The following is a 23636-nucleotide window of genomic DNA, read 5'->3' as shown; positions in this document are numbered from 1 at the left end:
GGTCAGGAGGTGTGGCGCAGCAGGGCGTCCACCACGGCCGGCCACGTCACGCGGGGCAAGCCGCGGCCGATGCCGGGCAGTGTGAGCAGCGTGGCGCCCGGGATCTCCGCGGCCAGCGCCGCGCCGTTCCCGAGCGGGAAGAACGGATCCTCGTCCCCGTGCACCACCAGGGTCGGCGCGGTGATCCCGCCGAGTCGTTCGCGCCACCTCGGCCGGCCGTCGATGGCCGCGAACATGCTGCCCATCTGGCTCGCACGCTGGGCCTTCGCCGTCCGTTCCGCCCGGTCGAAGACCGACCCGGCAGCGGCCCGTACGTCCCGCTCATCGAATCCCCGCGACCCGGACGTCAGCCGCGCGAGACCGGTCATGTGGTCGACCACGCTCTCACGGTCGGTCCAGTCCGGCTCCGGACGCCCGAACAGCTGCGCCATCATCTCCGGTGCGTGGTCGGGCAGGTCGGCATCGACCGGACCGGGCGCGACCGGCCGGGTGGAGACCAGCGTCAGCGACGCGACCTGGTCCGGGTGGTCGAGCGCGACCAACTGCGCGATGAAACCGCCGACGCCGATCCCGACCACGTGCGTACGCCCCAGATCGAGCGCCACCAACAGCTCGGACGCGTCGGTCACCAGGTCGCGCAGGTCGTAGCCCGGGGCGTCCGGGTCGACGAACGTCGACTGACCGGCGTCGCGCAGGTCGTAGCGCACCACGTACCGGCCGGAGAGCGCCGCGCACAGCTCATCCGGCCAGCTCAGCGTGGTGACGCCGACCAGCAGCACCGGCGGATCCGCCGGATTCCCGACGGTCTCCACGTACAACTCGACACCGTTGACCTTCATCCGCATGTGCCCGCTCCTGCCTTCCGAGTCACCCAGGTAGACCGCCCAGCGCCCGGAAACTCATCGCGGAGGAACATCTGAGGAATGTTGCCGGCTGACGGCCCGGTCACGCGCCGATGAAGCGGACCGTTTCTGCCATGTCGGCCCGCCCGGTTCGCGGCCCCGGCACGCCTGCTTTCTCGAAGCCCACCGAGACACCGCAGAACAGTAGGAGGTCGTCGCCGGCCCCGACTATCTGGCTGACGGTCTTGCCGTAGGGGGAAATCAGGTCCACCGGATACATTGGATAGTCGCGCTCGTCGCCCGGGTCTCCGGCCCGCGCCCGGGTCGTGGCACGCCGCTTCAGTTCGGCCAACGGCTTCCCGGACACGACATAGAGAAGCCACGGCTGGAGGTTCCCGCTCGACGGAGCCCGGGTCGCTGCCGTCAGTACTCGTTCGAGCGCCTCTTCCGGCACCGGGTCACTGCTGAACGCCCGTACGGCGCGGCGACTGTTGACGGCCTCGTACACATCCATCGTCTTATCCTCTCGGCCGCCGGCAAACGCCATGGTGGCAGCCTGTGCTTGGACGACGCTGAGGGCTACTCAGTGGTCCGTCAGCTACGCCCTTACCGACGTCGCCGAGCCGGACCGGCGTCAGGCGATCCGGGGCACCCGGGCGAGGCGACGCTTCGTGGTCAGCGACGCCGGGGCGAGCGGCAGGAGGTGGCGCACGGACGCGGCCTCAGTGATCGCGGCGGCAGCCTCCTGGCGCAGGCTGTCTCGGGACGACACAGCCAACCGGGCGTCGTGCCACGCGGCCTGTTCGGCGGCGGTGGCCTGCCGGTGAACCTCGTAGCGGTGCGCGGCGATGGCCCGGTGGACGGCCAGTTCCTGATCGACCGGGTGCAGCCACGGGTTGAAGGCGCCCTGACCCGCGAGGACGTCGGCCAGGGCGGTCGACGGCAGGTCACCGCGGTCGACGGCGGCGCGTACCGTGCGGTGCAGGAAGCGCTCGCGGTCGGCGTACTCGTCCGGGGTACGGGCGGCCGGCATCGTGAAGACCGCTGCCGTGCGCAGCCGGGCGAGCCGCTGCTCGGCGTCCTGCCAGGCCTGCCACGCCGTCGCGGCCTGGCGTTCGGTCTGCTGCCAGTGCGCGTGCCACCGATCGGCGGCCTGAGCGGCGCGCTGGCCGGCCACCGCCAGTTCGTCGGCGTACCGCACCGAGTGAGCCGCTTGCTGCCTGCGGTGCTCACGCCGATCATGGTGACCGGTCAGGGCGAGCGCCGGGTGGAGGTTCCGCAACGCGTCGGGCTTGGCCAGCCCGGCGAACGCCAGTGCTGCCATGAGGGCCAGGATCGCCCAGATCACCAGCGGCTTCGGATCGGTCAACAGCATCTGCGCTACGACATTCATGGCAGGACAGTCCCTTGGTATGGGCTCGGGCGTGGGGGCACAACGTGGCATCGACGGCCGTGGGCGGCGTCAAGCCGGAGACGTGAGGTCACCGCCGGGCGGCTCGGTCGCCGCCGGTCGGGCTCTCAGATACGCGTGAGTGGCGGCGCGCGTGCGGCGCGGACCGTGACGATCAGTTGCGTGCGGAGAACACGCTCATGGCGGGCAGCCTCACCGCAGAGCGCCGCGCTGACGAAGGCGGCGGCGGGCCCGGCCATCGCAGAGATCGAACTCTGCGGCGGATCTTCACTGGTCTGGGCGACCGACGATGCCGACGCGCTGCGGGGAGCGTGATCCACGCCGACCTGCGGCGCCTTCGCCGCGGCGAGCAGCGCCAGCAACAGTGCCAGCACCACGGGCAACGAGCGCCGCATGTCGCGGTACGCCCTGGTTGCCATAGCAAAAATTTACCGAGCGCCGGCGATCCGGCGAACGCAACACGCGCCAAGATCGCCCCTCGCGGACCCGAGATCAGCCTTTCGAGGACGAGCCACCGTCGCGGAATGCCCGGCGGCTTCGTCCGGCGGCCCGCGGCCGACTCCCATGCGCCTCATGAACCGGCCGCCAGCGGGTACAAGGTGAGAGACGGGCGGCCGCGCCCGTGAACCACTGAGACAGGAGCACATCATTCTTACCGTCAACGCCATCGCCGCGACCTCGCCGACCGACCCGCTCGTGCGTACCACGGTCGAGCGGCGCGACCTTGGGCCGCGCGACGTTCTCATCGAGATCCGCTACGCCGGCATCTGCCACTCCGACATTCACACCGTGCGCGGCGAGTGGGGCGAGATCACCTATCCGCTGGTCGTCGGCCATGAGATCGTCGGCCGGGTGACCGAGGCCGGCACCGAGGTGAGCAGGCACGCCGTGGGTGACCGGGTCGGCGTCGGCTGCATGGTCAACTCGTGCCGCGAGTGCGAGAACTGCCGGGCCGGGCAGGAGCAGTACTGCCTCAACGGCAACACCGGAACGTACGCGAGCGTCGACCGGGACGGGACGATCACCCAGGGCGGGTATTCGACCCATGTGGTGGTCGACCAGGACTTCGTGCTGCGGGTGCCCGAGTCGATCCCGTACGAGAAGGCGGCGCCCCTGCTCTGCGCGGGCATCACCACCTACTCGCCGCTGGCCCACTGGAACGCCGGGCCGGGCCGGAAGGTCGCCGTGGTCGGCATGGGCGGCCTCGGCCACATGGCCGTCAAGATCGCCGCGGCGATGGGCGCCGAGGTGACCGTGCTGTCGCAGACGCTCGGCAAGAAGGACGACGGCCTGGCCTTCGGCGGCGGCGACTACCACGCGACCAGCGATCCGGCGACGTTCGAGGCGCTCAGGAACACCTTCGATCTGATCATCAACACGGTCAGCGCGCCGATCGACATGGCCGCCTACCTGGGCCTGCTGCGTCTGGACGGCACGCTGGTCAGCGTGGGCGCACCGCCGGAGCCGCTGCCCGTGCCGGTGTTCGCGCTGTTCGGCAACCGCCGCTCGTTCGCCGGTTCCGGCATCGGCAGCATCGCCGAGACCCAGGAGATGCTCGACTTCTGCGCCGAGCGTGGCATCGCACCCGAGGTGGAGGTCATCGATGCGGACGCGGTCAACGAGGCGTACGAGCGGGTGCTCAGGTCGGACGTGCGCTACCGGTTCGTCATCGACGTCGACAGCCTGCGCTGAGTCGGCGGTCTCCCGGGCCGGCTGCACGGCCGGCCCGGGGCTGATGACCGGGCGTACGAGGATCATCACTTGACTTCGTCGATGGCGGCGGTAACCTCCACGTAACAAATGTTAGCGTTAACAGCACGAGCAGGGTGAGAGGCCACTGGTGTGAAGCTCCCCGAATCGACCGGCAGCCCGCGCGTGGAACTGCGGCAGCTGCGCTACTTCGTCACCCTCGCGGAGGAGCTGCACTTCGGCCGGGCGGCCGCCCGCGAGCACATCGTGCAGTCGGCGCTCAGCCAGCAGATACAACGCCTGGAACGGGCCCTGGCCGTGCCGCTCATCGCCCGCCACGCCCGGCACCTCGCGCTCACCGAGGCCGGCTCCCGGTTCCTGATCGAAGCCCGGCAGATCCTCGCCCATGTCGAACGGGCCGCAACTGTCGCCCAGTCCGGCGGCGACAACGGTCCGGTACTGCGCATCGGGGTGCTCGACGAGGGCTACGAAGCCGTGCGCCCGGTGCTGCACGAACTGCTGGCCCGGTACCCCGACACGGAGGTACACCTGGTGCACGCCGGGGTACCGGAGCAGTGCCGGTGCCTGGCTGACGGGCGACTGGATGTCGGCGTGGGCCGGGCGTCCGCGGTGCCGGCGGAGATCGCCACCGAGCTCTTCCGGCTCGATCCGCTCGGGCTGCTGGTGCCGGACGGTCACCGGCTCGCCCGGCTCGCGGCCGTGCCGGTGTCGATGCTGGCCGGCGAGCGTCTCCTGCTGCCCGACGAGCGGCAGGCGCCGGAGTTCGCACGGTTCCTGACCGACCTCTGCCGCTCCTCCGGCTTCGTACCGAACCGCTACCGCGGCAGCGCGCAGGGCCTGCGCCCGGCCGCCGACCTGGTCGCGCGGGGCAGCTGCGCGATGGTGGTGCCGGAGTCGGCGGTCCCGGTGGCCGACGTACGCTGGCGGCCCCTCGTGCAGCCCACCCCGCGCTACCCGTGGTCGCTGCTGTGGCGGGCGCACGACACCCCGCGGCACGTCGGCGCGCTCGTCGCGACCGCCCGACGGATGGGCCGGCGGGAAGGCTGGGTCACCGCGGACGTCGGCCTGGCCAGCTGACCCGGCTCAGCCCTTGACCGCCCCGGCGGACAGGCCCGCCACGTAGTAACGCTGCAGCGCGACGAACAGCACGACGCAAGGCACCATCGCGATGACCGCCCCGGCCGCCAGCAGGCCGTAGTCGACGCTGCCGTAGGCGCCCTGCTGGAGGTTGAGCAGCATGACCGGCAGCGTGTAGAGCTCCTGTCTGGTCAGGAAGGTCAGTGCGCCGAGAAACTCGGTCCACGAGGCGAGGAACGCGTACAACGCGGTCGTCGCCATACCGGGCACCACCAGCGGGCGCAGCACCCGGGTGAGCGTCCGCACCGGCCCGGCGCCGTCGACGTTGGCCGCGTCCTCCAGTTCGTGCGGAACCGACGCGAAGGCGGTACGCATGACGAACACGCCGAAGGGCAGGTTGACGGTGGTGTAGAAGAGGATCAACCCGACCAGGTTGTCGGTCAGGCGCATCGCGTTGAGCTCGAGGAACAGCGGGGTCAGAATCGCCTGGAACGGGATCATCAGGGTGATCAGGATGAGCCCGAACGCCACCCCGGAGCCCCGGAACCGGAAGCGGCCGAACCCGTATCCGGCCGCGGTGGCGAGCAGCGCGGTCAGCACGGCGGTGCCGACCGCGACGATGAGGCTGTTGGCGGTCGCCCGGGGGATGTTGCCGATCGCCGAGATGTGGTGGAAGTTGTCGGCCGTCAGATGCAGAAACGTCGCCCGGTCGGGTGCCGCGGTGATGACCGCGTTCGGCTGCAGCGAGCGCAGCAGGGCCCACACCAGCGGGGTCACGAACACCAGCAGGGAGAGAACGGCCGCCAGCACGTACAGGAAGATCTTGACCTGGTTCTCGGAACGGGATCGTGTGGCCATGTCGGCTCCCTCAGTCCTTCTCGCGGAGCAGCCAGAACTGCCCGGCGCTGATCAGCCCGACGACGACCACCAGGGCGATCGACAGCGCGGTCGCCGCGCCGACCTGGAGTTGGACGAAGGCCCGCTGGTAGATGTACATGACCACCGGCGTAGTCGCCCGGCCCGGACCGCCCTGGGTCAGGATGAAGAACTGGGTGAAGGCCAGGAACGAGCCGATCACCGAGAGGATCAGGCTCATCGCGATGGTGCGCCGCATCATCGGGATCGTGATGTGCCATTCGCGCTGCCACCAACCGGCACCCTCGGTCTCGGCCGATTCGTAGGTCTCCGGCGGGATCGCCTGCATTCCGGAGAGCAGCAGGACCATCGTCAGCCCGGATACCCCCCACACGACCAGCACACAGATCAGGCCGGTAGCCAGTGGCGCGTCGACCAGCCAGGCGGTGCTCCCGCCGGTGATGCCGAGTGTTTTCAGCACCACGTTGACGGCGCCGCTGTCCGGCTGCGCCTCCAGCACGGTGATGAAGCTCAGCGTGCTCAACCCGATGACGTACGGCAGGAAGAAGATCGTCCGCAGCAGCGTGGCGCCCCGGCGCCGGGCCCGGACCACCACCGCCATCGCGTAGCCGACGAGCAGGATCGGCACGGTCACGATGGCCGTGTAGAGCAGGGTGTAGAGCACCGACTGCCCGAACGCGGTGTCGGAGAACATGGCCCGGTAGTTGTCCAGCCCGACGAACCGGTAGGAACCGATGAGCGGCCAGTTCGTCAGCGAGATGTAGATCGCGAAGCCCAGCGGGACCAGCACGAAGACCAGCACGAACAGCAGGGCCGGGCTGATCATCGCCCAGGCGACCGGGGCGGGGTGGGTCAACGACCCCCGGCGGCGGCGGCCGCGGCGGTCCGGTTTGGCCGCCACCCGCGTACGCGTCGTGGCTTCTGGCAGGGCCATGGTCCGCTCACCTCACAGCTGCGCCTGGTCGAGGATCTGGTCGAAGCCCTTCTGCCCGGCGGCCAGTGCGCCGTCGACGTCGCCGGCGAAGACGGCGCGCCGGAACATCCCGATGAACGGGCTGTCGGGCTGGTTGAACAGCAGGTTGTAGGCCAGCGTCGGTGGGGCGTAACCGCGGTCGAGGCGGTTCAGTGGTGCCACCGCCTGCGGGAACGCCTTGCCGAAGTCCGCGGTCGCCACGTCGGCCCGGACCGGGGTGTAACCGCCGGTCGGCAGCACGGCTTGCTGGGCGATGTCGAGGGCGTACTTGACGAACTCCCAGGCGCCCGAGGCGTTCGGCGCCCCGCGGGGGATGGCGAAGTTGTCGCCGCCGTCGAAGAACGCCTGCCCACCGTCCGGGCCGGCCAGCAGGGTGACGCCGGTGCGGGCGCGCATCGGCGCGTCGGCCGAGAGCACCGCGACCGCGTAGTTCGCCGGGAACAGTCCGATCTTCCCGGCGCGGAAGTCGCTGCCCCATGCCGCGGCGGCGTCCGCGTAATTCGGCCTGGGCAGCAGGTTCTCGCGCCACAACGCGCGGTAGAACTCCAGCGTGCGGCGGACCGTGGCGTTGCCGGCGACGGAGCCCTTCTGGGCGCCCACGTCGCCGACGATGGTGCGGGCGTCGGCGGCCCAGATGTGCGGTTGCACGACGAAGCCGAGTACGCCGGGGGAGTTGCCGGCGATCGACCAGCCGTAGATGTCCGGTCCCAGCCGGCGGATCCGCCGGGCCGCCTCCAGGTAACCGTCCAGGCTGGACAGTGACCGCTCGTCGACACCGGCCCGGCGCACCAGATCCCGGTTGTAGAACAGCACCGAGTTGTCGGCCAGGAACGGCACCGCGTACGTCCGCTGGTTGTGCGTCGCCAGACGCAGGTGGCCCGGGCTGAGCCGGCTGCGGAAGGGCAATGCGTCGACGACCGGGGTGAGGTCGGTGAGGGCGTCGCGATAGAGGAACAGCAGCGAGTTGATGTCGTCGATGTCGACCACGTCGGGGACCCGCCGGCCGCGGATCGCGGTCGCCAGTTTGGTGACGTACTGGCCGTCGAGCACCGGTGTGAGCTCGACGTGCAGCCGCTTCTGGGCCTTGTTGAACCGGTCGACGACGACCTGTACGCCGGTGCGGGTGGCGGACCGGCACCAGAGCCGGACGGTTCCGCTCGCGCCCTCACCGAAGCCGGCGGCGGTCACGTCCGGCTCGGGCAGCGTCGCGCTGCAGGCCGGCAGCAGCGCCCCGGCGGCGCCGAGCCCGGCCAGCTTGAGCGCGTCCCGCCGGTGGAGGTTCACCGCCCCTCCCCTCGGGGCAGCCACACCCGCATCGGGCCGACCTTGCGGTTCGCCCAGGCGAAATACGGAACGGCGGTCAGCCGCACCGGCTCATCGGCCCGGTCCGGCTCCGCCGACCCGGTCACCGGTGGGTACGGCCAGGTGCCGCGCTCGTGCCGCCGCGCCCGGCCGGTGAACGTGACGACGGTGACGCCGTCCAGCAGGTCCGGCCGATGCTCGGCGGTGAGCTCGCCGGCCGGGTCGAACCGGACGTCGTCGACCGGGACCCCGGCCGGCTGGTCGACCTGCTCGACCGCGTAGACGAGCGGCCCGCGCTCGATCGCCACGCAGCCGCGGACCGCGTCGATCCGCTCGTCGGCCGACACCACCCGCACGTCCATCGGCAGCACCAGTTCCACTACGTCGCCGGCCCGCCAGGCCCGGCGGGCCACCGCGTACGAGCCGGTGGCCGCGTCCACGCGCTCACCGGCCACGGTCAGCGTGGCGCCCTCGGCCCAGGACGGGATCCGCAGCGAGAGTGTCCACGGGCCGGCCGGTGTCTCGTCGATCCGTACGCGGATCCGGCCGTCCCACGGATAGTCGGTCTCCACGACCATCCGGACCACGCCGTCGCCGCGTGTTGCGGTGATCTCGGCCGCCGCGTACAGGTGCAGCTGCACGCCGTCGTCGTCGGTGGTGGCGAGGTAACTGTCCAGGCTGGCCAGCGTGCGCATGACGTTCGGCGGGCAGCAGGCACACTGGAACCAGCCGCGGCGCCCGTGCGCCGGGCTGCGGTTCTCGTCCGCGAGGGCGCCCGCACGCAGCTGCAGCGGATTGACATAGAAATACTCCCCGCCGGTCAGCGAGACCCCGGCCGCGAAACCGTTGTGCAGGATCCGTTCGGCGACCTCGGCGTAGAACGGCTCGCCGGTGGCCAGCAGCATCCGCCACGCCCAGTGCACCCCGCCGACGGCCGCACACGTCTCCGCATAGGCTCGGTCGGGCGGCAGCTCGTACGGGTCGCCGAACGACTCGCGGTCCCAGCGCGACCCGAGGCCGCCGGTGACGTACGCCTTGGTCGCGACCATCTCGGCGAACTGGTGGGCGAGGGCGTCCAGCAGTCCGGTGTCGCCGCGTTCCACCGCCACGTCGGTCGCGCCGGCGGCGAGGTAGACCGCGCGCACCGCGTGCCCCTCCGCCGTGGTCTGCTCGCGCACCGGCACCCGGTCGGAGAAATAGGTGGGCTCCTCGCCGTAGCCGGCCATCAGGCCGTGCCCCCGGGCCTCGACGAAATATCGCGCCAGCTCGAGATAGGACCGGTTGCCGGTCACCCGGAACAACTCCACCAGGGCCGTCTCGACCTCGGGATGGCCGTCGACGTCGTGCCGCCGATCCGCGCCGAACGTGGCGACGAGATGGTCGGCGAACCGGGTCGCCACATCGAGCAGATGCCGGTCACCGGTGGCCCGCACCTGGGCGACCGCGGCCTGGATCAGGTGACCGGCGCAGTAATGCTCGTGGCTCCACGGCAGGTTGTGGTAGCGGCCCCGCACCATCGAGTTGAGATAGCCGTCGGGCTGCTGCGCGGCCGCCACCACGGCGGTCAGCTCGCGCTGAGCCTTCAAGAGCTCCTCGGACGGCTGCCGGGCATACTCCCATGCGGCCGCCTCGAGCCACTTGTAGACGTCGGAGTCCATGAAGATCAACCCGCGGGTCCGGCCCTCCAACTGGCCGGCGGCGATCCGCAGATTGTCGAGGTTTCCCGCCGCCTCCAGCCGTTCCGGGCCGGAGGCGATCGCCGACTCCCGGTTGGCCTGCTGGCGCCGGCTCCAGAATCCTCCGGTGATCCGGGCGGCACCGGACGGCACCGGCCGAAGTCGGCCCACGGCCTGCGTGGTGGGCATCAGCGGTCCGGCGGGCCGGCTCGGCATGGCGGATTCCTTCCGTACGGCGAAACAGCGCTCGCCTACCGCTCGGCGGTGAGGCGGATCATGTTCCAGGACAGTGGGGGCAGCACCACCTGAAGGCGCCCGCCGTCCGGCTTGGGGTCGGCGTGCCGTCGCGGGACGACGCGATCCGGGTGCTCCCGGTCGTTGACCGCGTCCGGATCGTCGTCGGTCACCACGACGTGTTCGCCGGTCGTCAGGTGCGGCAGCGAGCGCACGTCGACGTCGACGGCCATTTCCTCGTGCAGGTCGCGGTTGACCGCGAAGACGGCCAGCCCCTCGTCGTCGTCGAGCACCGCCACGGCGTCGAGCAACGGCACCTCTCCGTACGCCGCGGTCTCGTGCACCGGCGACTGCGCCGCGACCTGCAGCACGGTGCCACGCCCGTAGCGCGACGTGAGGGCGTACGGGTGGTAGATCGTCTGCCGCCAGGCCGGGCCGCCCGCCGCGGTCATGATCGGTGCGATGACGTTGACCAGTTGCGCCTGACAGCCGATCCGGACCCGGTCGGCGTGCCGCAGCAGGCTGATCAGGAGGTTGCCGGCGACCACGGCGTCGGTGACCGAATAGACGTCCTCGAGCAGCGGCGGCGCCTCGGCGACCGGCAGGTTCTCCTCGCCCGGGAAACGGCTCTGGTACCAGACGTTCCACTCGTCGAAGGCGATCGTGAGGCGCTTGCGGTGCCGGCCCACCGCCCGTACGTGGTCGGCGGTGGCCACGACGGCCTCGATGAACTGGTCCATGTCGGTGGCGGCGGCCAGGAAGCTGTCCCGGTCCTCGCCGTGCTGCTGGTAGTAGCTGTGCATGGAGATGTGGTCGACCACGTCGTACGACTCGGCCAGGGCGACCGCCTCCCAGCTGCCGAAGGTCGGCATCCGGCTGTTCGAGCTGCCCGAGACGACCAGCTCGATATCGGGGTCGACCAGTCGCATCGCCTTGCCCGCCTCGGCCGCGAGCCGCCCGTACTCGGTCGCGGTCTTGTGGCCGATCTGCCACGGGCCGTCCATCTCGTTGCCCAGGCACCAGACCTTGATCCCGTACGGGTCGGCGGCCCCGTTCGCCCGCCGCCGGTCCGACCAGGCCGTCCCGGACGGGTGGTTGCAGTATTCGACCAGGGCCCGGGCGGCGTCGATGCCGCGGGTGCCCAGGTTGACCGCCATCATCGTCTCGGTGCCCGCCTGCCGGGCCCATCGCTGGAACTCGTCGACGCCGACCCGGTTGCTCTCGACCGAGCGCCACGCCAGATCGAGGCGCGCCGGGCGTTCGGACACCGGGCCGATGCCGTCTTCCCAGTTGTACGCCGACACGAAGTTGCCGCCGGGGTAGCGGACGATCGGCACGTGCAGGCCGCGGACCAGTTCCAGGACGTCCGGCCGGAAACCGTCGCCGTCGGCCGACGGGTGGTCCGGCTCGAAGATGCCGCCGTAGACGCACCGGCCGAGATGTTCGACGAAGGAGCCGTACAGACGGGGGTCCACCGCTCCGACCCGGAAGGCCGGATCGACGATCAGCGATGCGGAGTGCACGGGTGAGCCTCCTTCAGCCTTTGAGACCGGTGCCGGCGATGCCCTCGACGATGTGGCGCTGGAACAGCAGGAACACCGCGATCAGCGGGATCGCGCCGAGCACGGCCGAGGCCATCGTGTCGGCGTACCGGATCCCGAACGAGCCCTGCACGGTGGCCAGGCCGACCGGCACGGTCATCCGGTCCGGGTTGGAGAGCACCAGCAGCGGCCATAGCAGGTCGTTCCATGACGTGACGAAGGTGAAGATGGCGACCGCCGCCACGGCCGGGCGGGCGAGCGGCATCACCACCCTGCGATAGATCCGGAACCAGCCGGCTCCGTCGATCCGCGCCGCCTCCTCCAGGTCGCGCGGCAGGCCGCTGAAGAACTGCCGGAAAATGAAGATGGCGACCGCGGTGGGAATCTGCGGCAGGCTGACCGCCCAGAAGGTGTTGAGCAGGTGCAGCGCGTCCATCTCCCGGAACTGCGGCACGATCAGCACCTGGCTCGGGATCATGATGCCGGCCAGGATGGCCCAGAACACCGCGGTGCGGTAGCGGAACCGCAGCCGGGACAACGCGAAGGCGGCGAGACTGGCCGTCACCACGGTGCCCAGCGCGGTCAGCGTCGCGATGATCAGGCTGGCCCCGAACCAGTTGAGGATCGCGGTGCCGTTCAGCACCCGGTCGAAGGCGCCCAGGGTCACATTGTGGATCAACCAGGTGGTGCGGGTGGTCTCGGCGTTGGGTTTGAGGCCGGTGTCGACCGCCCACGCCAGCGGCACCAGCCACAGCAGGGCGAAGGCGATCAGCACGCCGAGGCAGATGCGGTTGAACAGCCGGTGCCGCCGGTCGATCGACGCCTGCGTGACGCCGGCGGCGCCGGTGCCGGCCCGGTACGTGTCGGGCGCCGTGAGGGTCGGATTGGACACGGTCAGACCTCCTTCTCCTGGCGGCGGACGATCGAGAACCAGATGGCCGAGATCGCGAGCACGACGATGAAGAACAACATCGAGACGGCGGCCGCGTAGCCCAGCCGGAAGTTGGTGAAGCCCTGGTCGTAGACGTATTCCAGAATCGAGCGGGTGGCGAAGTTGGGACCGCCGGAGGTCATGATGTACATCTGGTCGAAGACCTTCAGCGACGCGATCACCTGCAGGACCGCCACCAGCGTGGTGGTACGCCCGAGCATCGGGATGGTGATCCGCCGGATCTGCTGCCACGGCGTGGCGCCGTCGATCGCGGACGCCTCGTAGAGATCACGCGGGATCTCCTGGAGCCCGGCCAGATAGAGGATGAAGTTGAAGCCCAGCGTCCACCAGACCGTGGTGATCGCCAGCGAGGGCATCGCCCAGTTCGGGTCGCCGAGCCAGGCCGGCGCGGTGATGCCGATCTTCGTCAGGGCTGCCTCGGCCAGGCCCAGCCCCGGCGTGTAGATGAACATCCAGATCAGCGCGATCACGGCGGACGGCAGGATGTACGGCGCGAAGAACGCCAGCCGGAAGAACCAGCGCCCGCGGCCCACCCGGTCGGCGAGCAGGGCGAACACGAACGCCAGCACGATCAGTGGCGGCGTGGTCAGAATGGTGAACCACAGGGTGTGCCACAGCGACGACCAGAAGTCCCGGTCCTGCAACGCCTCCGCGTAATTGCCGAATCCGGCGAAGTGGCCGAGTCCGGGCCGCACGAGGCTGGAGTCGAAGAAGCTCATGATCAGGCCGTACACGGCCGGTCCGATGATGAAGGCCAGGTAGAGCACGGCGAACGGGGCCAGGAAGCCCGTCGCCGGGCCTCCCTGCCCGCGGGCCGGCGGCGAGGCCGGGCGTGGTGCGTCGGCCGGCCGGGCGCGGGGTGTGACGGTCTCGGTGGACACGATGACCTCCGGTCGTCAGATCGGTGACGGGGTGCGAGCCAGGTTGCCCAGGGTGGAGCGCATCTGCCGCACCGCGGCGGCCGGCGCCACCTGACCGGCCAGGACGGCGCCGATGACGGAGCCGGTGACGATCTCGAAGTTGGAGCCGGAACCCGAGTACCAGGCCTCGGCGTCGTACGCGGCGGAGTCGGCGGCGGAGGCGTAGTTGGACTGGGGCGTCATCTGCCGGTACTCGGCGCTGTCCCGGAACGGCCGCCAGGCCGGCACGTGGCCGCCCTGCGCCCAGATGTTGCTCTGGCCCAGCATGGCCGTGACGAACTCGAGCGACCGGTCGAGGCGGGCGGGATCGTCGTTCGGTTGCCGGGGGAGCACGAACGTGTGCGAGTCGGCCTGACAGGCGTACGGGCCCTCGGCGTAGACGTGCGGGAAGAGCGTCATCGAGAACGGCATCTTCGCGGTCTGGAACGTCGAGATCTCCCACTCGCCCTGGAAGTAGAACCCCGCCTGGCCGTTGGCGAACATCGCGATCGAACCCTGGTAGTCCGCCGCCGCCGGGAAGAGGCCGCTGCTGGTCAGGCTGCGCATGAAGGTCAGCACCTCGGTCGCCTTGGCGTCGTCGATGATCACCTGCCGCCCCCGGTCGGCAATCACCTGGCCTCCGAGCTGTGCGTAGAGCGACTGGAAGATCCGCCACGGGGTGGCGGTCTCGCTGATGAACGCGACCACCCCGCCGTACGCCCCGGTCACCTTCTTGGCCCGGCGCATGGCGTCGGTGAAGGCCTCCGGGCTGTTCAGCGGGGCGAGCTTGCCGTCGGCGTCGAGCAGGCCGGCCTTCTTGCAGACGTCGGTGTTGTAGAACATGACGAACGGGTGGGTGTCCAGAGGGATGCAGTAGATCCGCCCGTCCACCAGCCCGGCCTGCCACGCGCGCGTGGTGAACCGGTCGGGGGCGAGACCGTGCCGGGCCAGCACGGCCGGGTCGAGCTCCTGCAGCAGACCGGCCTGCACCAGGTTCTTCATCCGGGTGAGGTGGGAGATCGCCACCTCCGGCGGCTTGTCGCCGATCGTCGCCAGCGACAGCTTGGTGTAGTACGGGTTGCCCCAGGCGAGGGTGACCGCGCTGAGGTCCACCGCCGAGTGGTTCCGTTGATAGGTGTCGAGCATCTGCTGCATCCGGACGCCGTCGCCGCCGCCGAACAGGTTCCAGTAGTCGAGCGAACCGGCCGCCTCCGGGGAGGTGCTCAACCCGCCCAGCACCGTCGAGCAGCCCGCCAGCGCACCCGCGGCGCCCAGACCGGCGGCGGCCGTGAAACCGCGCAGCAGACCTCGGCGGCTCAGCCCGGCACGAGGCATGTTCGGCACGTCCATGTCATGTCCCTCCGGTGGGCACGCAAGCCGCCGACCCCCGGCATCCGCGCTGGCAGAGAGGCTTCCGGGGTGCGATTCCGAGCCTGCCGCCGGGCCGCGAGGCCGGTCAACAGATCGGCTTTCGCAAGAACAGATCGGCCTGTTGCAGTTTGCGAAAACCGGTGCGGCGGAACGGCCGGGCGTACGCTGGCCCGCGTGCCAAGAGCCATCGCGCAGGTGCAGACGCCGGGGCGCCGGCGGCGGTCCGAGGGCAAGAGGGCCGCGATTCTGGACGCGGCGGAGGCGCTGTTCATCTCCGAGAGCTACGAGCGTACGAGTGTGGACGCGATCGCCGCGCGCGCCGGGGTGTCGAAGCGGACGGTCTACGACCACTACGGCGACAAGGAGACGATCTTCCTGCGCGTGCTCGAGCGGGTGAACGAGACGCTCGTGACCACCATCCGGGCGGCGATCGACGAGGAGCTGGTTCCGGGCCGGGACGTACGGGAAGCCTTGACCGCCTTCGGTCACCGCATCGTCGACCGGGCGTTCGCCTCGTCGGAATATCTGGCCTTCCGCCGGTTGATCTCGCAGCGGCAGTCGGTGCCCCGCCTGCCCGGGGCGGTGAGTGACCGTCCGGAGAGGATGCTCGAGGAGCGGTTCGCCGGGCTGGCGGCCGAGGACGCGATCCGCGCCCCCGACCCCGCCCTCGCGGCACGGCACTTCACCGCCCTGACGCTCAGTCTGGCGCTCGATGCGGTCATGAACCGGTCGGAGGGCGCCCAGCCGCCGGATCTGGGCACCATCATCACCGACGGGGTGGACGCCTTCCTCCGCGCCTACCGTTGACGCCTCGCGGAACCCTGTGCGCTAGACGTCGCGTCGGCGGAACACCAGGTGGGCGGCGAGGGTGATCCCGGCGGCGGCGACGGCCAGGATCAGGAGCCCGGCTCCGGGCGCGGTCCTCCCGTCGACATGGACGACCGTGTAGGCCGCCTGACCGGCGGTGATCGGCCAGAACCGGCCGAACCAGTCACCCAGGGCGCCGGGCAGGCCGGGACCGAGAGCCGGTACGAGCAGAAGGGCCCCGACCAGCACGGCGAGGCTGCTCGTGGCGGACCGGACGAGGGAGCCGACCGCGAGGCCGAGGAGCCCGACCAGGGTCAGATAGAGGGTGCCTCCGGCCAGGGCGCGGACGACGCCGGGGTCACCGAGGCCGGCGGCCGGAAGATCGGCGCTTCGGACCATGAGCTGCACGACGGTGAAGCTCAGCACGGTCGTGAGGAGGCTGACGGCCAGGGCGAGGCCGGCGACCACGGTGGCCTTGGCGGCGAGCAGCCGGGAACGGGACGGTACGAAGACCAGGCTGGAGCCGATCAGCCCGGTGCTGTACTCGGGCGTGACGCTGAGCGCTCCCAGCATGCCGATGACGAGCTGCGCGAACAGGAAGCCCTTCAGGCTCTGCGCGGTCGGGTCCCAGTCGCCGGGCAGGTCGGATGCCGATGCGCCGAGCATGTCGGATGCGCCGAGAACGCTCAGCGCCACGCCGGCGGCCACCGCGCTCAGGGCCGCGATCCAGGTGCTGCGGACGCTGCGAAGCTTGGTCCACTCGGAACGGACGAGGTTCATGCCGCGCGCCCTTCGTACTCGGTGACGTCGTGGGTCAGCCGGAGGAAGACGTCTTCCAGCGACTCGCGGATGCGTGCCAGTTCGTCGAGGGCGATACCCTCCGACGCGGCGATCTTGCCGACCGTCGAGGTGTCGGTTCCGGTGACGGTCAGGGCGGAGTCGGGTTCGACGATGAAACGGACCCCGGCCCGGCTCAGCGCGTGCGCGAGCTGATCCGTCGCCGCGGCGCGGACGGTGACGGTCTGGGTGGTGTTGGCCCGGACGAACTCGTCGAGGGTTGCTTCGGCGATCAGCCGGCCCTGCCCGACGACGACGAGGTTGTCCGCGGTGAGTTCCATCTCCGACATCAGGTGGCTGGAGAACAGGATGGTCCGCCCCTCTCGCGCCAGGGTGCGCAGGAAGGTACGGGCCCAGCGGATGCCCTCCGGGTCCAGGCCGTTGAGCGGCTCGTCGAGCACCAGCACGCCCGGGTCGCCGAGCAGGGCCGTCGCGATGCCCAGCCGCTGCTTCATGCCGAGCGAGAATTCGCCGGTCCGGCGGCCGGCCGCCGCCGAGAGTCCGACCAGTCCGAGCACCTCGTCGACCCGCCCGCGGCCCAGGCCCATGGTCTGCGCGAAGGCGAGAAGGTGATGGAACGCCGTGCGTTGCGGGTGGGTGGCGCGGGCGTCCAGGAGCGCGCCGACCGTACGCGGTGGATCGTCGAGTTCGGCCAGCGGCCGGCCGCCGATGGTGATGTCCCCGCTCGTGGGTGTGGTCAGGCCCAGAAGCATGCGCATCGTCGTGCTCTTGCCGGCCCCGTTGGGCCCCAGAAACCCGGTGATCACCCCCGGCCTGGCGGTGAAGGACAGATCCTTCACCGCCACGTGATCGCCGTAGTTCTTGGTGAGGCCCCGCGCGCGAATGCCGACCGCTCCGGCTATGGACATGTGTGATCCCCTCTCAAAAGCACACTAGCCAGTGTGCTTCATGATGCTGATATACAGCTGAGAAGGGAGAACGGGACGACTGTCTAGGCCGCGAAGTCCGCCGGCTTGAACTTCCCCTGTTCCAGGTGCTCCTCGATCTGTTCGAGGCTGCGGCCGGTCAGCTCGGGCATCTTGCGGTACAGGAAGGCGAACGCGATGACGTTGAACGCCGCGTACATCCAGAAGGTCTGCCCGGTGCCGATCGCCTTCATCGTGCTCAGCAGCGTCAGCGTGATGAGCACGTTGGTCGCCCACAGCGACGCCGACTGCGCCGCGGCGCCCGCCGCCCGGGTGGCGAGCGGGTAGATCTCCGACCCGGTCAGCCAGCCCATGAGCTGGATCCCGCCGGCGGTGAACGCCATGAACGCGACAAGCGTGACGATGATCCACGGGATCATCGACTTGCCGTCGTTGCCGGTCACGAAGAAGGAGCCGAGCACGACGAGCGCGGCCGCCGAGCACGGCAGCGTCAGCAGAGTCAGTCGCCGTCGTCCCACGCGGTCGATGATGGCCAGGCCGATGAGTTGCGCGAAGAGGTAGGTCAAGCCGAGGGCAACGGACACGCGCAGCGCGGTGGAGTCCGAGAAACCGTTGTCGGTGAGGATGGTGGGTGTGTAGTAGACGATCATTTCGATGCCGGACAGCTGGGTGAAGATCGCCAGCCCGCAGCCGACCACGAGCGCCGGCCGTACCCACGCCGCTTTGAGCCCGGCCCAGCCGCGGGTGCTGGCCCGCCGCTCGGCCCGCACGTTCTCCTGAATCTCGTTGATCTCATCGGACAGGTCGCTGTCGGCGGGCCGCACCCGAGTCAGCGCCTGCCGGGCGCGGTCGAGGTGGCCTTCGCGGGCGAGCCAGCGGGGGCTCTCGGGAAGCTTCAGCATCAGGGCGAACATGATCGCGGCCGGTACGGCGGCCATGCCGATCGCGACGCGCCAGTCGATGATCTCGGCCGCGCCGATGATCGTCGCGATGACGATGCCGACGCCGATCGCGATCTGGAAGAAGAGCACCAGTCGCCCGCGGTAGGCGGTCGGCGCCAGCTCGGCGACGTACACCGGGGCGGTTTGTGTGGCGCCGCCGACAGCGAAGCCCAGCACCAGGCGGCTGAGCGACAGGGTGATCGGATCGGGCGACAGCGACGCCGCGAGCGACCCGACGACGAAGACGATGCCGATGAGCAGCAGGGTGCCGTGCCGCCCGCGGCGCTCGGCCAGCCGGCTGCAGGTGAGGGCGCCGATGACGGCGCCCACCAGGATCGACGCCGCGATCACCTGTTCCCAGATATGGCCGATGTCGAAATCCTTGCCGATCTGCAGCAGAGCGCCGGAGATGATCCCGGTGTCGTACCCGTACAGCAGACCGGAGACGGCAGAGACGAGGGCGACCACGATCACCGAGCCCGTGAGCCGATCGCTTCTCGCCGACGCACCCGTTGCGGGCCGGCCCTGTCTGGTCTGGCTCATCGTGACCCCCTGCGCAGTTTTCGTCTGCCCCACGGCAGGCGCTCCGGCGTGTACCCGAAGTCTCGATGCCTAAGCGGTCATCGGGAGGGCCGGCTGCGTACCCGGTCCAGGCTGGAGCGGTGCCGGCAAGCGGCCGGCGTAACGGGACGGTTGCCGGGGTATTCGGGCCCGCGTGACGGGACGGCAGTTCGTACGGTCGGTGGCGGTGATCTGGCGGCGACTGCGCCGCCGGGCCGGTTGGTTCGATCATCTGATCCGGGCCGGCCTACGGTACGACGAGGCCGACGGTGGCCGGCTCGCCGCCGCGGTGACCTATTACTCCTTCTTCGCCACGTTCTCGCTCGGTCTGCTGGGCATCGCCGCTTTCGGTTTCGTCCTCGACGACCCTGCGGTGCTGCGTTCGGTGGAGCGTTACACCGCGGAGAACCTGCCCCACATCGACGTGCAGGCGTTGCGCGACGCCCGGGACACCGTCGGCGTCATCGCGTTCATCGGCCTGCCGGTCAGCGGATGGTTCTGGGTCGACGTGCTGCGCTCGTCCATTCGCAGGATCTGGCGGCTGCCCGAGTACCCGGGCAAGCTGGTCGTCCGCGTGCTCGTCGACCTCCTCGTGCTCACCGGGCTGGGGATCCTGCTGGCCGCCTCGCTCTCGGTGGCCTACGTGACCACCAGTGCCGCGAACCGGATGGTCGACGCCGCGGACACCGGTGCCACCCCGTCGCGGTGGCTGCTGGCCACGGTCGGGCTCGTGCTGGGCATCGGGGTGAACACCGTGCTGGCCGGGGCCATGCTCACGGGATTGCCGCGCGTACGGATGCCGCTCCGCCGGCTGCTGGGACCGGCGCTGCTGGTCGCGGTCGGCCTGGAACTGCTCAAGACCCTCGGCCGGTGGTACGTGCAGCGCACGGAGGCGAACCCCACGTACCACCTCGTGGCCGGCTCGGTCGGGCTGCTGGTCTTCCTCAACGCGGTCAACCAGATGGTCCTGTTCGCCGCCGCCCTGACCGCGACCAGCACCGCCGGTCACCCGGCCGACCTCGCAGCGGAGGAAGAGGACCCAAGTTCGGCGGAATGATCCGGCCCCGGACGGGTACGCGCGCAGTTCGTCCGATCGTCCTGGAGGACACCATGGCATCGCTCCCGGCCGCCGGCGGTTCACCCTCGCCGGCTCGCGGCCCGCTGGCGGCCGCCATGGTCGCCCTGGCCGGCACCCCGGAGCACTCGCCGCTCGCTGAGGCCCTGCTGCTGCGGATCCCCCAACTCACCGTCGCGCGCGTCGCCGCGGCGACCCACGCATCGGTCACCGCCTTGCGGGGCCGGGCCTACACCACGGTCGCGGTGAGCGACGACCTGATCAAAGAAATAGATGAGGTTCAGTACGCCGAGAACGCCGGCCCTTGTGTCGACTCCGTCAACGCCGGCATGCCGGTCGGGGTACCGGACATCGCCGCGACCGTACAGTGGCCCGGCTTCCACGAGGCAGCGCCGCGGATGGGCCTGCACGCCTCGGTCTCCGTGCCGCTGTACGCCGGGCGGGGCGATGCCGTGGCCGCGCTCAACGTCTATGGCCACGATCGCGCCGCGATGGCACCCCTGATTGCCGGCATTTGCGAGGTACACGACCAGTCCGCCCATCCGGCCGCCTTGGACGCCGGTGCCCGCGAGCTGGTAAGCGGCTACGCCGAGGCTCTCAACATCCGCGCGACCATCCGGCTCGCCATCGAGCTGATCCGGCTCGAATTCCGCTGCGGTGCCGACGACGCGTATCTCACCCTGTGCCTCCGGGCCAGCGAAGCCGGAACCGGACTGGCCGAGGTCGCGGCCAGGCTGGTCAGCCAGGTCATCATCTGACGGTTCGAGTTCGGCGCCCCGGCAGCGGTGCCTGACCGGCCGGGTCCGGCTGTGGCGGCCGGACCCGGCCGCGCATCAGACCCGGTCGGCGGTGCGCCGCGTGGTCAACAGGCCGAGGGCGATCATGCCGAGCCCCAGCACCAGGTGCAGCCAGTCGTCCGCCGAGTTCAACGGCACGAAGTTGGCCGTACTGTCCTGACCGACCACCAATCCGTACAGCCACAACACCAGGTAGATCGCGCCGCCACCGATGAGGTACAGCCGGGCGGCGGAAGCGGTCCGGGCCATCGCGATGCCGGCCACCCCGAAGAGCAGGTGGACAATGTTGTGCAGCACCGAGACCTGGAACAACCCGAGCAGCTTGGCGTCGGAGTGGTGCCCGGCGAACGTCATGGTGCTGTAGTGGGTGGTGACGCCGGGAATGAAGCCGAGAATCCCGACGAGCAGGAAAACGACGGCGACGGCCAGGGCCGCCTTTTGTACGGTGCGGCGAGTCGTTGCTACGTCGGTCGCACGGTTTCTGCTGACCATGGTTTCTTCTCCTTCAGAGGGGACACGAGGGCTTCCCCCGAAGGTCGGCAATTAACCTGATCAATGCGTTATTTTTGCCGCCCTTATCCGCCGATCAACCGGGTCACGTCCGGCTCGGTGCTGAGGTAGCCGTACTCCTTCGCCAGGTCGGCGGTGCGTCGCAGCAGGGGTGCACCGACATCGGTGCTCCACTCGGGCAGCACGACCCGGGCGGCGACCTCCGGCTTCAAGCTGAGGTAGGTCGGCAGGATCCGGCGCACTTCGTCCGGGTGGTTCTGGGCATAGGTCAGGGACTCGTTCATCGCCTGGCGGAAACGGTCCACGACGTCCGGATCGGAGGCCGCGAACGATTGGCTGGTGAAGTAGGACGCGACCGGAAAGTGCGGCGCGACGAGTGGATAGGGTCGCAGGAGCACCTTCGCACCGCCGCTCGCCTTGATGGCACTGGCGAAGGGCTCCACGGCCCAGGCCGCGTCGACCCGCCCCTGTGCCAGCGCGGCGCCCATTTCCGGAAAGGGGACCTCGACGAATTTGACCCGGGTTATGTCGGCGCCGCTCGCCTGCAACGCGGCGTTGATCGTCAGGGGGCCCACGTTGTTGAGGTTGTTGACGGCGATGGTTCTGCCGGCCAGATCCTTGGCCGAGGCAATTTTACGGTCCGGGCGCACGAAGATCGCGGCGTAGTCTCCGGCGGCCGCCTGGTTGCCGGCCGCGACGATCCGCAGCGGTAGTCCCCGGGAAGCGCCGATGAGCAGTGTGGTGTTGTTCGAGAAGCCGATGTGCTGGCTGCCGGAGACCACTGCCGCGACAATCAGCGAGCCGCCCGAGCGCGGTTTCGGTGTCACCTGAAGATGCCTCGCGGAAAAGAAGCCCTTTTCGATGCCGAGGTAGAGCGGGGCGATGTCGATGACGGCCACGACGCCGACGTCCAGCCTGGTGACCGCGTCGCCGTCATCGGCTTTGTGTGAGCAGGCCGCCGCGCCGGCGACCAGCACGACGGACAGGGCGACGGTCAGGGTGCGGTGGCGGACAGAAAACATCACCCCTGCAGAGTACGCATAGGTCAGCCTCGATGGACACTTCAGCCGGCCGGTGAGCTGATGTCATCGAAATGGCGCCTTGGCCAGGAATGGTCACGTGTTTAACGTCAGTTCGACCGGGTGACTAGACGGCGGAGGCACCGATCCGGAGGATGGATTCGCTGTCGGTTGATACGGCAGGGAAGGTGGGCGGGGGTGCACGATGACGGCGCCGTTCGATATCACCAAGCACGTCGGGGACGATGGCATCGCCTGGTTGAAGGTCCGTGGTGACATCGATCAGGACGTGAGCGAAATACTCACCGACTTCATCGTCGATGCCGCCGATCAGGACGGGCTCGTCGAGATCGTCGTCGACCTCGACGAAACCACCTTTCTGGCTGCCGTGGGCCTGCGCTGCCTGCTGGAAGGCCGTGCCGCCGCCCTGCGGCGGGGCTACGCCTACCAAGTGATCAACGCCCGGGGTGCCGTCGAGCGCGTCCTGCACCTGACCGGCCTCGCGGAGTTCCTCGGCGGCACTTCCCTGCAGCGGGGGATTCGACGCTGATCGACGGCCGGTCGTCACCGCAACGATCGTGCGCTATCTCGGATTGCACTGGTGCCACCTTCTCAGTGTGACCTGCCGCCATCGGTGGTGGACCGCCCGTGTGCTTCGGCGACCAGCGCCGTCGCGACGTCCCGGAGCTTGCGGTTGGAGTCCTGCGACACCTTGCGGAGCAGGGAGAAGGCTTCCTCGGCCGTGCATCGTCGCTCGCCCATGATGATGCCTTTGGCCTGTTCTATGATGGCGCGGCTTTCCATCGCTGCCCGCAACTGCTGGGCCAGAGTCGCCGTCGTGTCGTAAAGGTGCGCGTTGGCGAGCGCGACGGCCACATATCCGGCGAACGTCTGCGCAAGAGCGACCGCGTCGTCGTCGAACGCCTCCGGATCGACGCTGTAAACGTTCAGCGCGCCGGTCACCTTTTCCTGCACGGGCAGGCCGATCGACAGTGAGCTGCCCGCCCCGGCGTCAGCTGCTTGGTTCGCCCAGTCCCGCCAGCGAGTTTCCTTGGTCATGTCGGGCACTGACATGGTCGCGGCGGCCGCTGCCGCGTCCAGACAGGGGCCACGGCCGTGGTCGTACTGCCATTCATCGAGCGTCAATGCGAGGGGCCCGGTATATGCCGCGGTATGGGCATCGCTACCGCGGATCAGCGTCACCGAGACTTCGGAGGCCCCCGGCAAGGTGCGCCTGGCCAGGTCGGCGACGCGTGACAAGACCTGGTCAAGGTTCGCTTCGTCGAGCTTGATATGGCCGAGTTCGGCGAATGCGGCGGTCGGGTCAAGCAGCGTCAT

Annotated in this window: 24 protein-coding genes; 6 read left to right on the top strand and 18 right to left on the bottom strand. The window is 69.8% G+C overall.

Annotated features, from left to right (window positions below):
- Window positions 1–2: 2 nt before the first annotated feature.
- From ACIA5C_RS02045 to ACIA5C_RS02030, 4 genes are all read right to left on the bottom strand, one after another.
- Window positions 3–845: an alpha/beta fold hydrolase gene (locus tag ACIA5C_RS02045; RefSeq protein WP_396050263.1), complete on the bottom strand. Its 843-nt coding sequence runs from the start codon at window positions 843–845 to the stop codon at window positions 3–5.
- A gap of 100 nt (window positions 846–945) precedes the next feature.
- Window positions 946–1389 carry a nitroreductase family protein gene (locus ACIA5C_RS02040; RefSeq protein WP_396050262.1) on the bottom strand — a complete coding sequence of 148 codons (444 nt, stop codon included), beginning with the start codon at window positions 1387–1389 and terminating at the stop codon, window positions 946–948.
- An 87-nt stretch (window positions 1390–1476) separates the two neighbouring features.
- Window positions 1477–2235, bottom strand: a complete 759-nt coding sequence (locus ACIA5C_RS02035) for a hypothetical protein (protein WP_396050260.1) — start codon at window positions 2233–2235, stop codon at window positions 1477–1479.
- Between the two features lie 125 nt (window positions 2236–2360).
- On the bottom strand, window positions 2361–2672 hold the full coding sequence (locus tag ACIA5C_RS02030; protein WP_396050258.1) for a hypothetical protein: 312 nt from the start codon (window positions 2670–2672) through the stop codon (window positions 2361–2363).
- A gap of 229 nt (window positions 2673–2901) precedes the next feature.
- Here ACIA5C_RS02030 and ACIA5C_RS02025 point away from each other — a divergent pair, with 229 nt between their 5' ends.
- Window positions 2902–3945 (top strand): NAD(P)-dependent alcohol dehydrogenase, encoded by a 1044-nt coding sequence (locus ACIA5C_RS02025; protein ID WP_396051994.1) that lies wholly within the window; start codon window positions 2902–2904, stop codon window positions 3943–3945.
- Window positions 3946–4095: 150 nt separating this feature from the next.
- On the top strand, window positions 4096–5040 hold the full coding sequence (locus tag ACIA5C_RS02020) for a LysR family transcriptional regulator (RefSeq protein WP_396050257.1): 945 nt from the start codon (window positions 4096–4098) through the stop codon (window positions 5038–5040).
- Window positions 5041–5046: 6 nt separating this feature from the next.
- Here ACIA5C_RS02020 and ACIA5C_RS02015 read toward each other — a convergent pair whose 3' ends face one another.
- Genes ACIA5C_RS02015 through ACIA5C_RS01980 form a run of 8 tightly spaced genes read right to left on the bottom strand, consistent with a single transcriptional unit; the run spans window position 5047 to window position 14843 of the window.
- On the bottom strand, window positions 5047–5898 hold the full coding sequence (locus tag ACIA5C_RS02015; RefSeq protein ID WP_396050255.1) for a carbohydrate ABC transporter permease: 852 nt from the start codon (window positions 5896–5898) through the stop codon (window positions 5047–5049).
- Window positions 5899–5908: 10 nt separating this feature from the next.
- Window positions 5909–6850: a carbohydrate ABC transporter permease gene (locus ACIA5C_RS02010; RefSeq protein WP_396050253.1), complete on the bottom strand. Its 942-nt coding sequence runs from the start codon at window positions 6848–6850 to the stop codon at window positions 5909–5911.
- A gap of 12 nt (window positions 6851–6862) precedes the next feature.
- A complete protein-coding gene (locus tag ACIA5C_RS02005; protein ID WP_396050252.1) occupies window positions 6863–8173 on the bottom strand; it encodes an extracellular solute-binding protein in 1311 nt (436 codons plus the stop codon).
- The gene (locus ACIA5C_RS02000; RefSeq protein WP_396050250.1) at window positions 8170–10083 is read right to left on the bottom strand and encodes a glycoside hydrolase family 127 protein; all 1914 of its coding nucleotides are present in this window, start codon (window positions 10081–10083) and stop codon (window positions 8170–8172) included. Before ACIA5C_RS02000 ends, ACIA5C_RS02005 begins: the two co-directional genes overlap by 4 nt.
- Window positions 10084–10118: 35 nt before the next feature.
- Complete coding sequence (locus tag ACIA5C_RS01995; RefSeq protein ID WP_396050248.1) at window positions 10119–11624, bottom strand: alpha-N-arabinofuranosidase; 1506 nt, start codon at window positions 11622–11624, stop codon at window positions 10119–10121.
- 13 nt (window positions 11625–11637) lie between these two features.
- A complete protein-coding gene (locus tag ACIA5C_RS01990; RefSeq protein WP_396050246.1) occupies window positions 11638–12534 on the bottom strand; it encodes a carbohydrate ABC transporter permease in 897 nt (298 codons plus the stop codon).
- Window positions 12535–12536: 2 nt separating this feature from the next.
- Window positions 12537–13475 carry a carbohydrate ABC transporter permease gene (locus ACIA5C_RS01985; RefSeq protein WP_396050244.1) on the bottom strand — a complete coding sequence of 313 codons (939 nt, stop codon included), beginning with the start codon at window positions 13473–13475 and terminating at the stop codon, window positions 12537–12539.
- Between the two features lie 15 nt (window positions 13476–13490).
- Window positions 13491–14843 carry an extracellular solute-binding protein gene (locus tag ACIA5C_RS01980; RefSeq protein ID WP_396050242.1) on the bottom strand — a complete coding sequence of 451 codons (1353 nt, stop codon included), beginning with the start codon at window positions 14841–14843 and terminating at the stop codon, window positions 13491–13493.
- 195 nt (window positions 14844–15038) lie between these two features.
- Here ACIA5C_RS01980 and ACIA5C_RS01975 point away from each other — a divergent pair, with 195 nt between their 5' ends.
- Window positions 15039–15671 carry a TetR/AcrR family transcriptional regulator gene (locus tag ACIA5C_RS01975; RefSeq protein ID WP_396050240.1) on the top strand — a complete coding sequence of 211 codons (633 nt, stop codon included), beginning with the start codon at window positions 15039–15041 and terminating at the stop codon, window positions 15669–15671.
- A 21-nt stretch (window positions 15672–15692) separates the two neighbouring features.
- On the opposite strand, the gene ACIA5C_RS01970 is transcribed toward ACIA5C_RS01975, so the two are convergent.
- From ACIA5C_RS01970 to ACIA5C_RS01960, 3 genes are all read right to left on the bottom strand, one after another.
- Complete coding sequence (locus tag ACIA5C_RS01970; protein ID WP_396050237.1) at window positions 15693–16451, bottom strand: ABC transporter permease; 759 nt, start codon at window positions 16449–16451, stop codon at window positions 15693–15695.
- Window positions 16448–17377 (bottom strand): ATP-binding cassette domain-containing protein, encoded by a 930-nt coding sequence (locus tag ACIA5C_RS01965; RefSeq protein WP_396050235.1) that lies wholly within the window; start codon window positions 17375–17377, stop codon window positions 16448–16450. Before ACIA5C_RS01965 ends, ACIA5C_RS01970 begins: the two co-directional genes overlap by 4 nt.
- A gap of 83 nt (window positions 17378–17460) precedes the next feature.
- Window positions 17461–18879, bottom strand: coding sequence for a sugar porter family MFS transporter (locus tag ACIA5C_RS01960; protein WP_396050233.1), 1419 nt, complete (start codon window positions 18877–18879; stop codon window positions 17461–17463).
- A gap of 172 nt (window positions 18880–19051) precedes the next feature.
- Here ACIA5C_RS01960 and ACIA5C_RS01955 point away from each other — a divergent pair, with 172 nt between their 5' ends.
- Together ACIA5C_RS01955 and ACIA5C_RS01950 are read left to right on the top strand one after the other, a co-directional pair.
- Window positions 19052–19954: a YihY/virulence factor BrkB family protein gene (locus tag ACIA5C_RS01955; RefSeq protein WP_396050231.1), complete on the top strand. Its 903-nt coding sequence runs from the start codon at window positions 19052–19054 to the stop codon at window positions 19952–19954.
- Window positions 19955–20007: 53 nt separating this feature from the next.
- The gene (locus ACIA5C_RS01950) at window positions 20008–20730 is read left to right on the top strand and encodes a hypothetical protein (RefSeq protein ID WP_396050229.1); all 723 of its coding nucleotides are present in this window, start codon (window positions 20008–20010) and stop codon (window positions 20728–20730) included.
- Window positions 20731–20805: 75 nt separating this feature from the next.
- Here the strand turns inward: ACIA5C_RS01950 and ACIA5C_RS01945 are convergent, their stop codons facing one another.
- The gene (locus ACIA5C_RS01945; RefSeq protein WP_396050227.1) at window positions 20806–21261 is read right to left on the bottom strand and encodes a DUF4383 domain-containing protein; all 456 of its coding nucleotides are present in this window, start codon (window positions 21259–21261) and stop codon (window positions 20806–20808) included.
- Window positions 21262–21344: 83 nt separating this feature from the next.
- A complete protein-coding gene (locus ACIA5C_RS01940; RefSeq protein ID WP_396050225.1) occupies window positions 21345–22256 on the bottom strand; it encodes an ABC transporter substrate-binding protein in 912 nt (303 codons plus the stop codon).
- Window positions 22257–22503: 247 nt separating this feature from the next.
- Between ACIA5C_RS01940 and ACIA5C_RS01935 the strand changes: the two genes are divergently transcribed.
- Entirely contained in the window at window positions 22504–22848 is a 345-nt protein-coding gene (locus tag ACIA5C_RS01935) for an STAS domain-containing protein (RefSeq protein WP_396050223.1), read from the top strand.
- Window positions 22849–22910: 62 nt separating this feature from the next.
- Here ACIA5C_RS01935 and ACIA5C_RS01930 read toward each other — a convergent pair whose 3' ends face one another.
- Window positions 22911–23636 (bottom strand): GAF and ANTAR domain-containing protein, encoded by a 726-nt coding sequence (locus ACIA5C_RS01930; RefSeq protein WP_396050222.1) that lies wholly within the window; start codon window positions 23634–23636, stop codon window positions 22911–22913.

Origin of the sequence: Actinoplanes sp. NPDC051343, assembly GCF_044455125.1 — a bacterium.
Taxonomy (GTDB): domain Bacteria; phylum Actinomycetota; class Actinomycetes; order Mycobacteriales; family Micromonosporaceae; genus Actinoplanes.
This window is presented reverse-complemented; position numbering and strand designations above follow the sequence as displayed.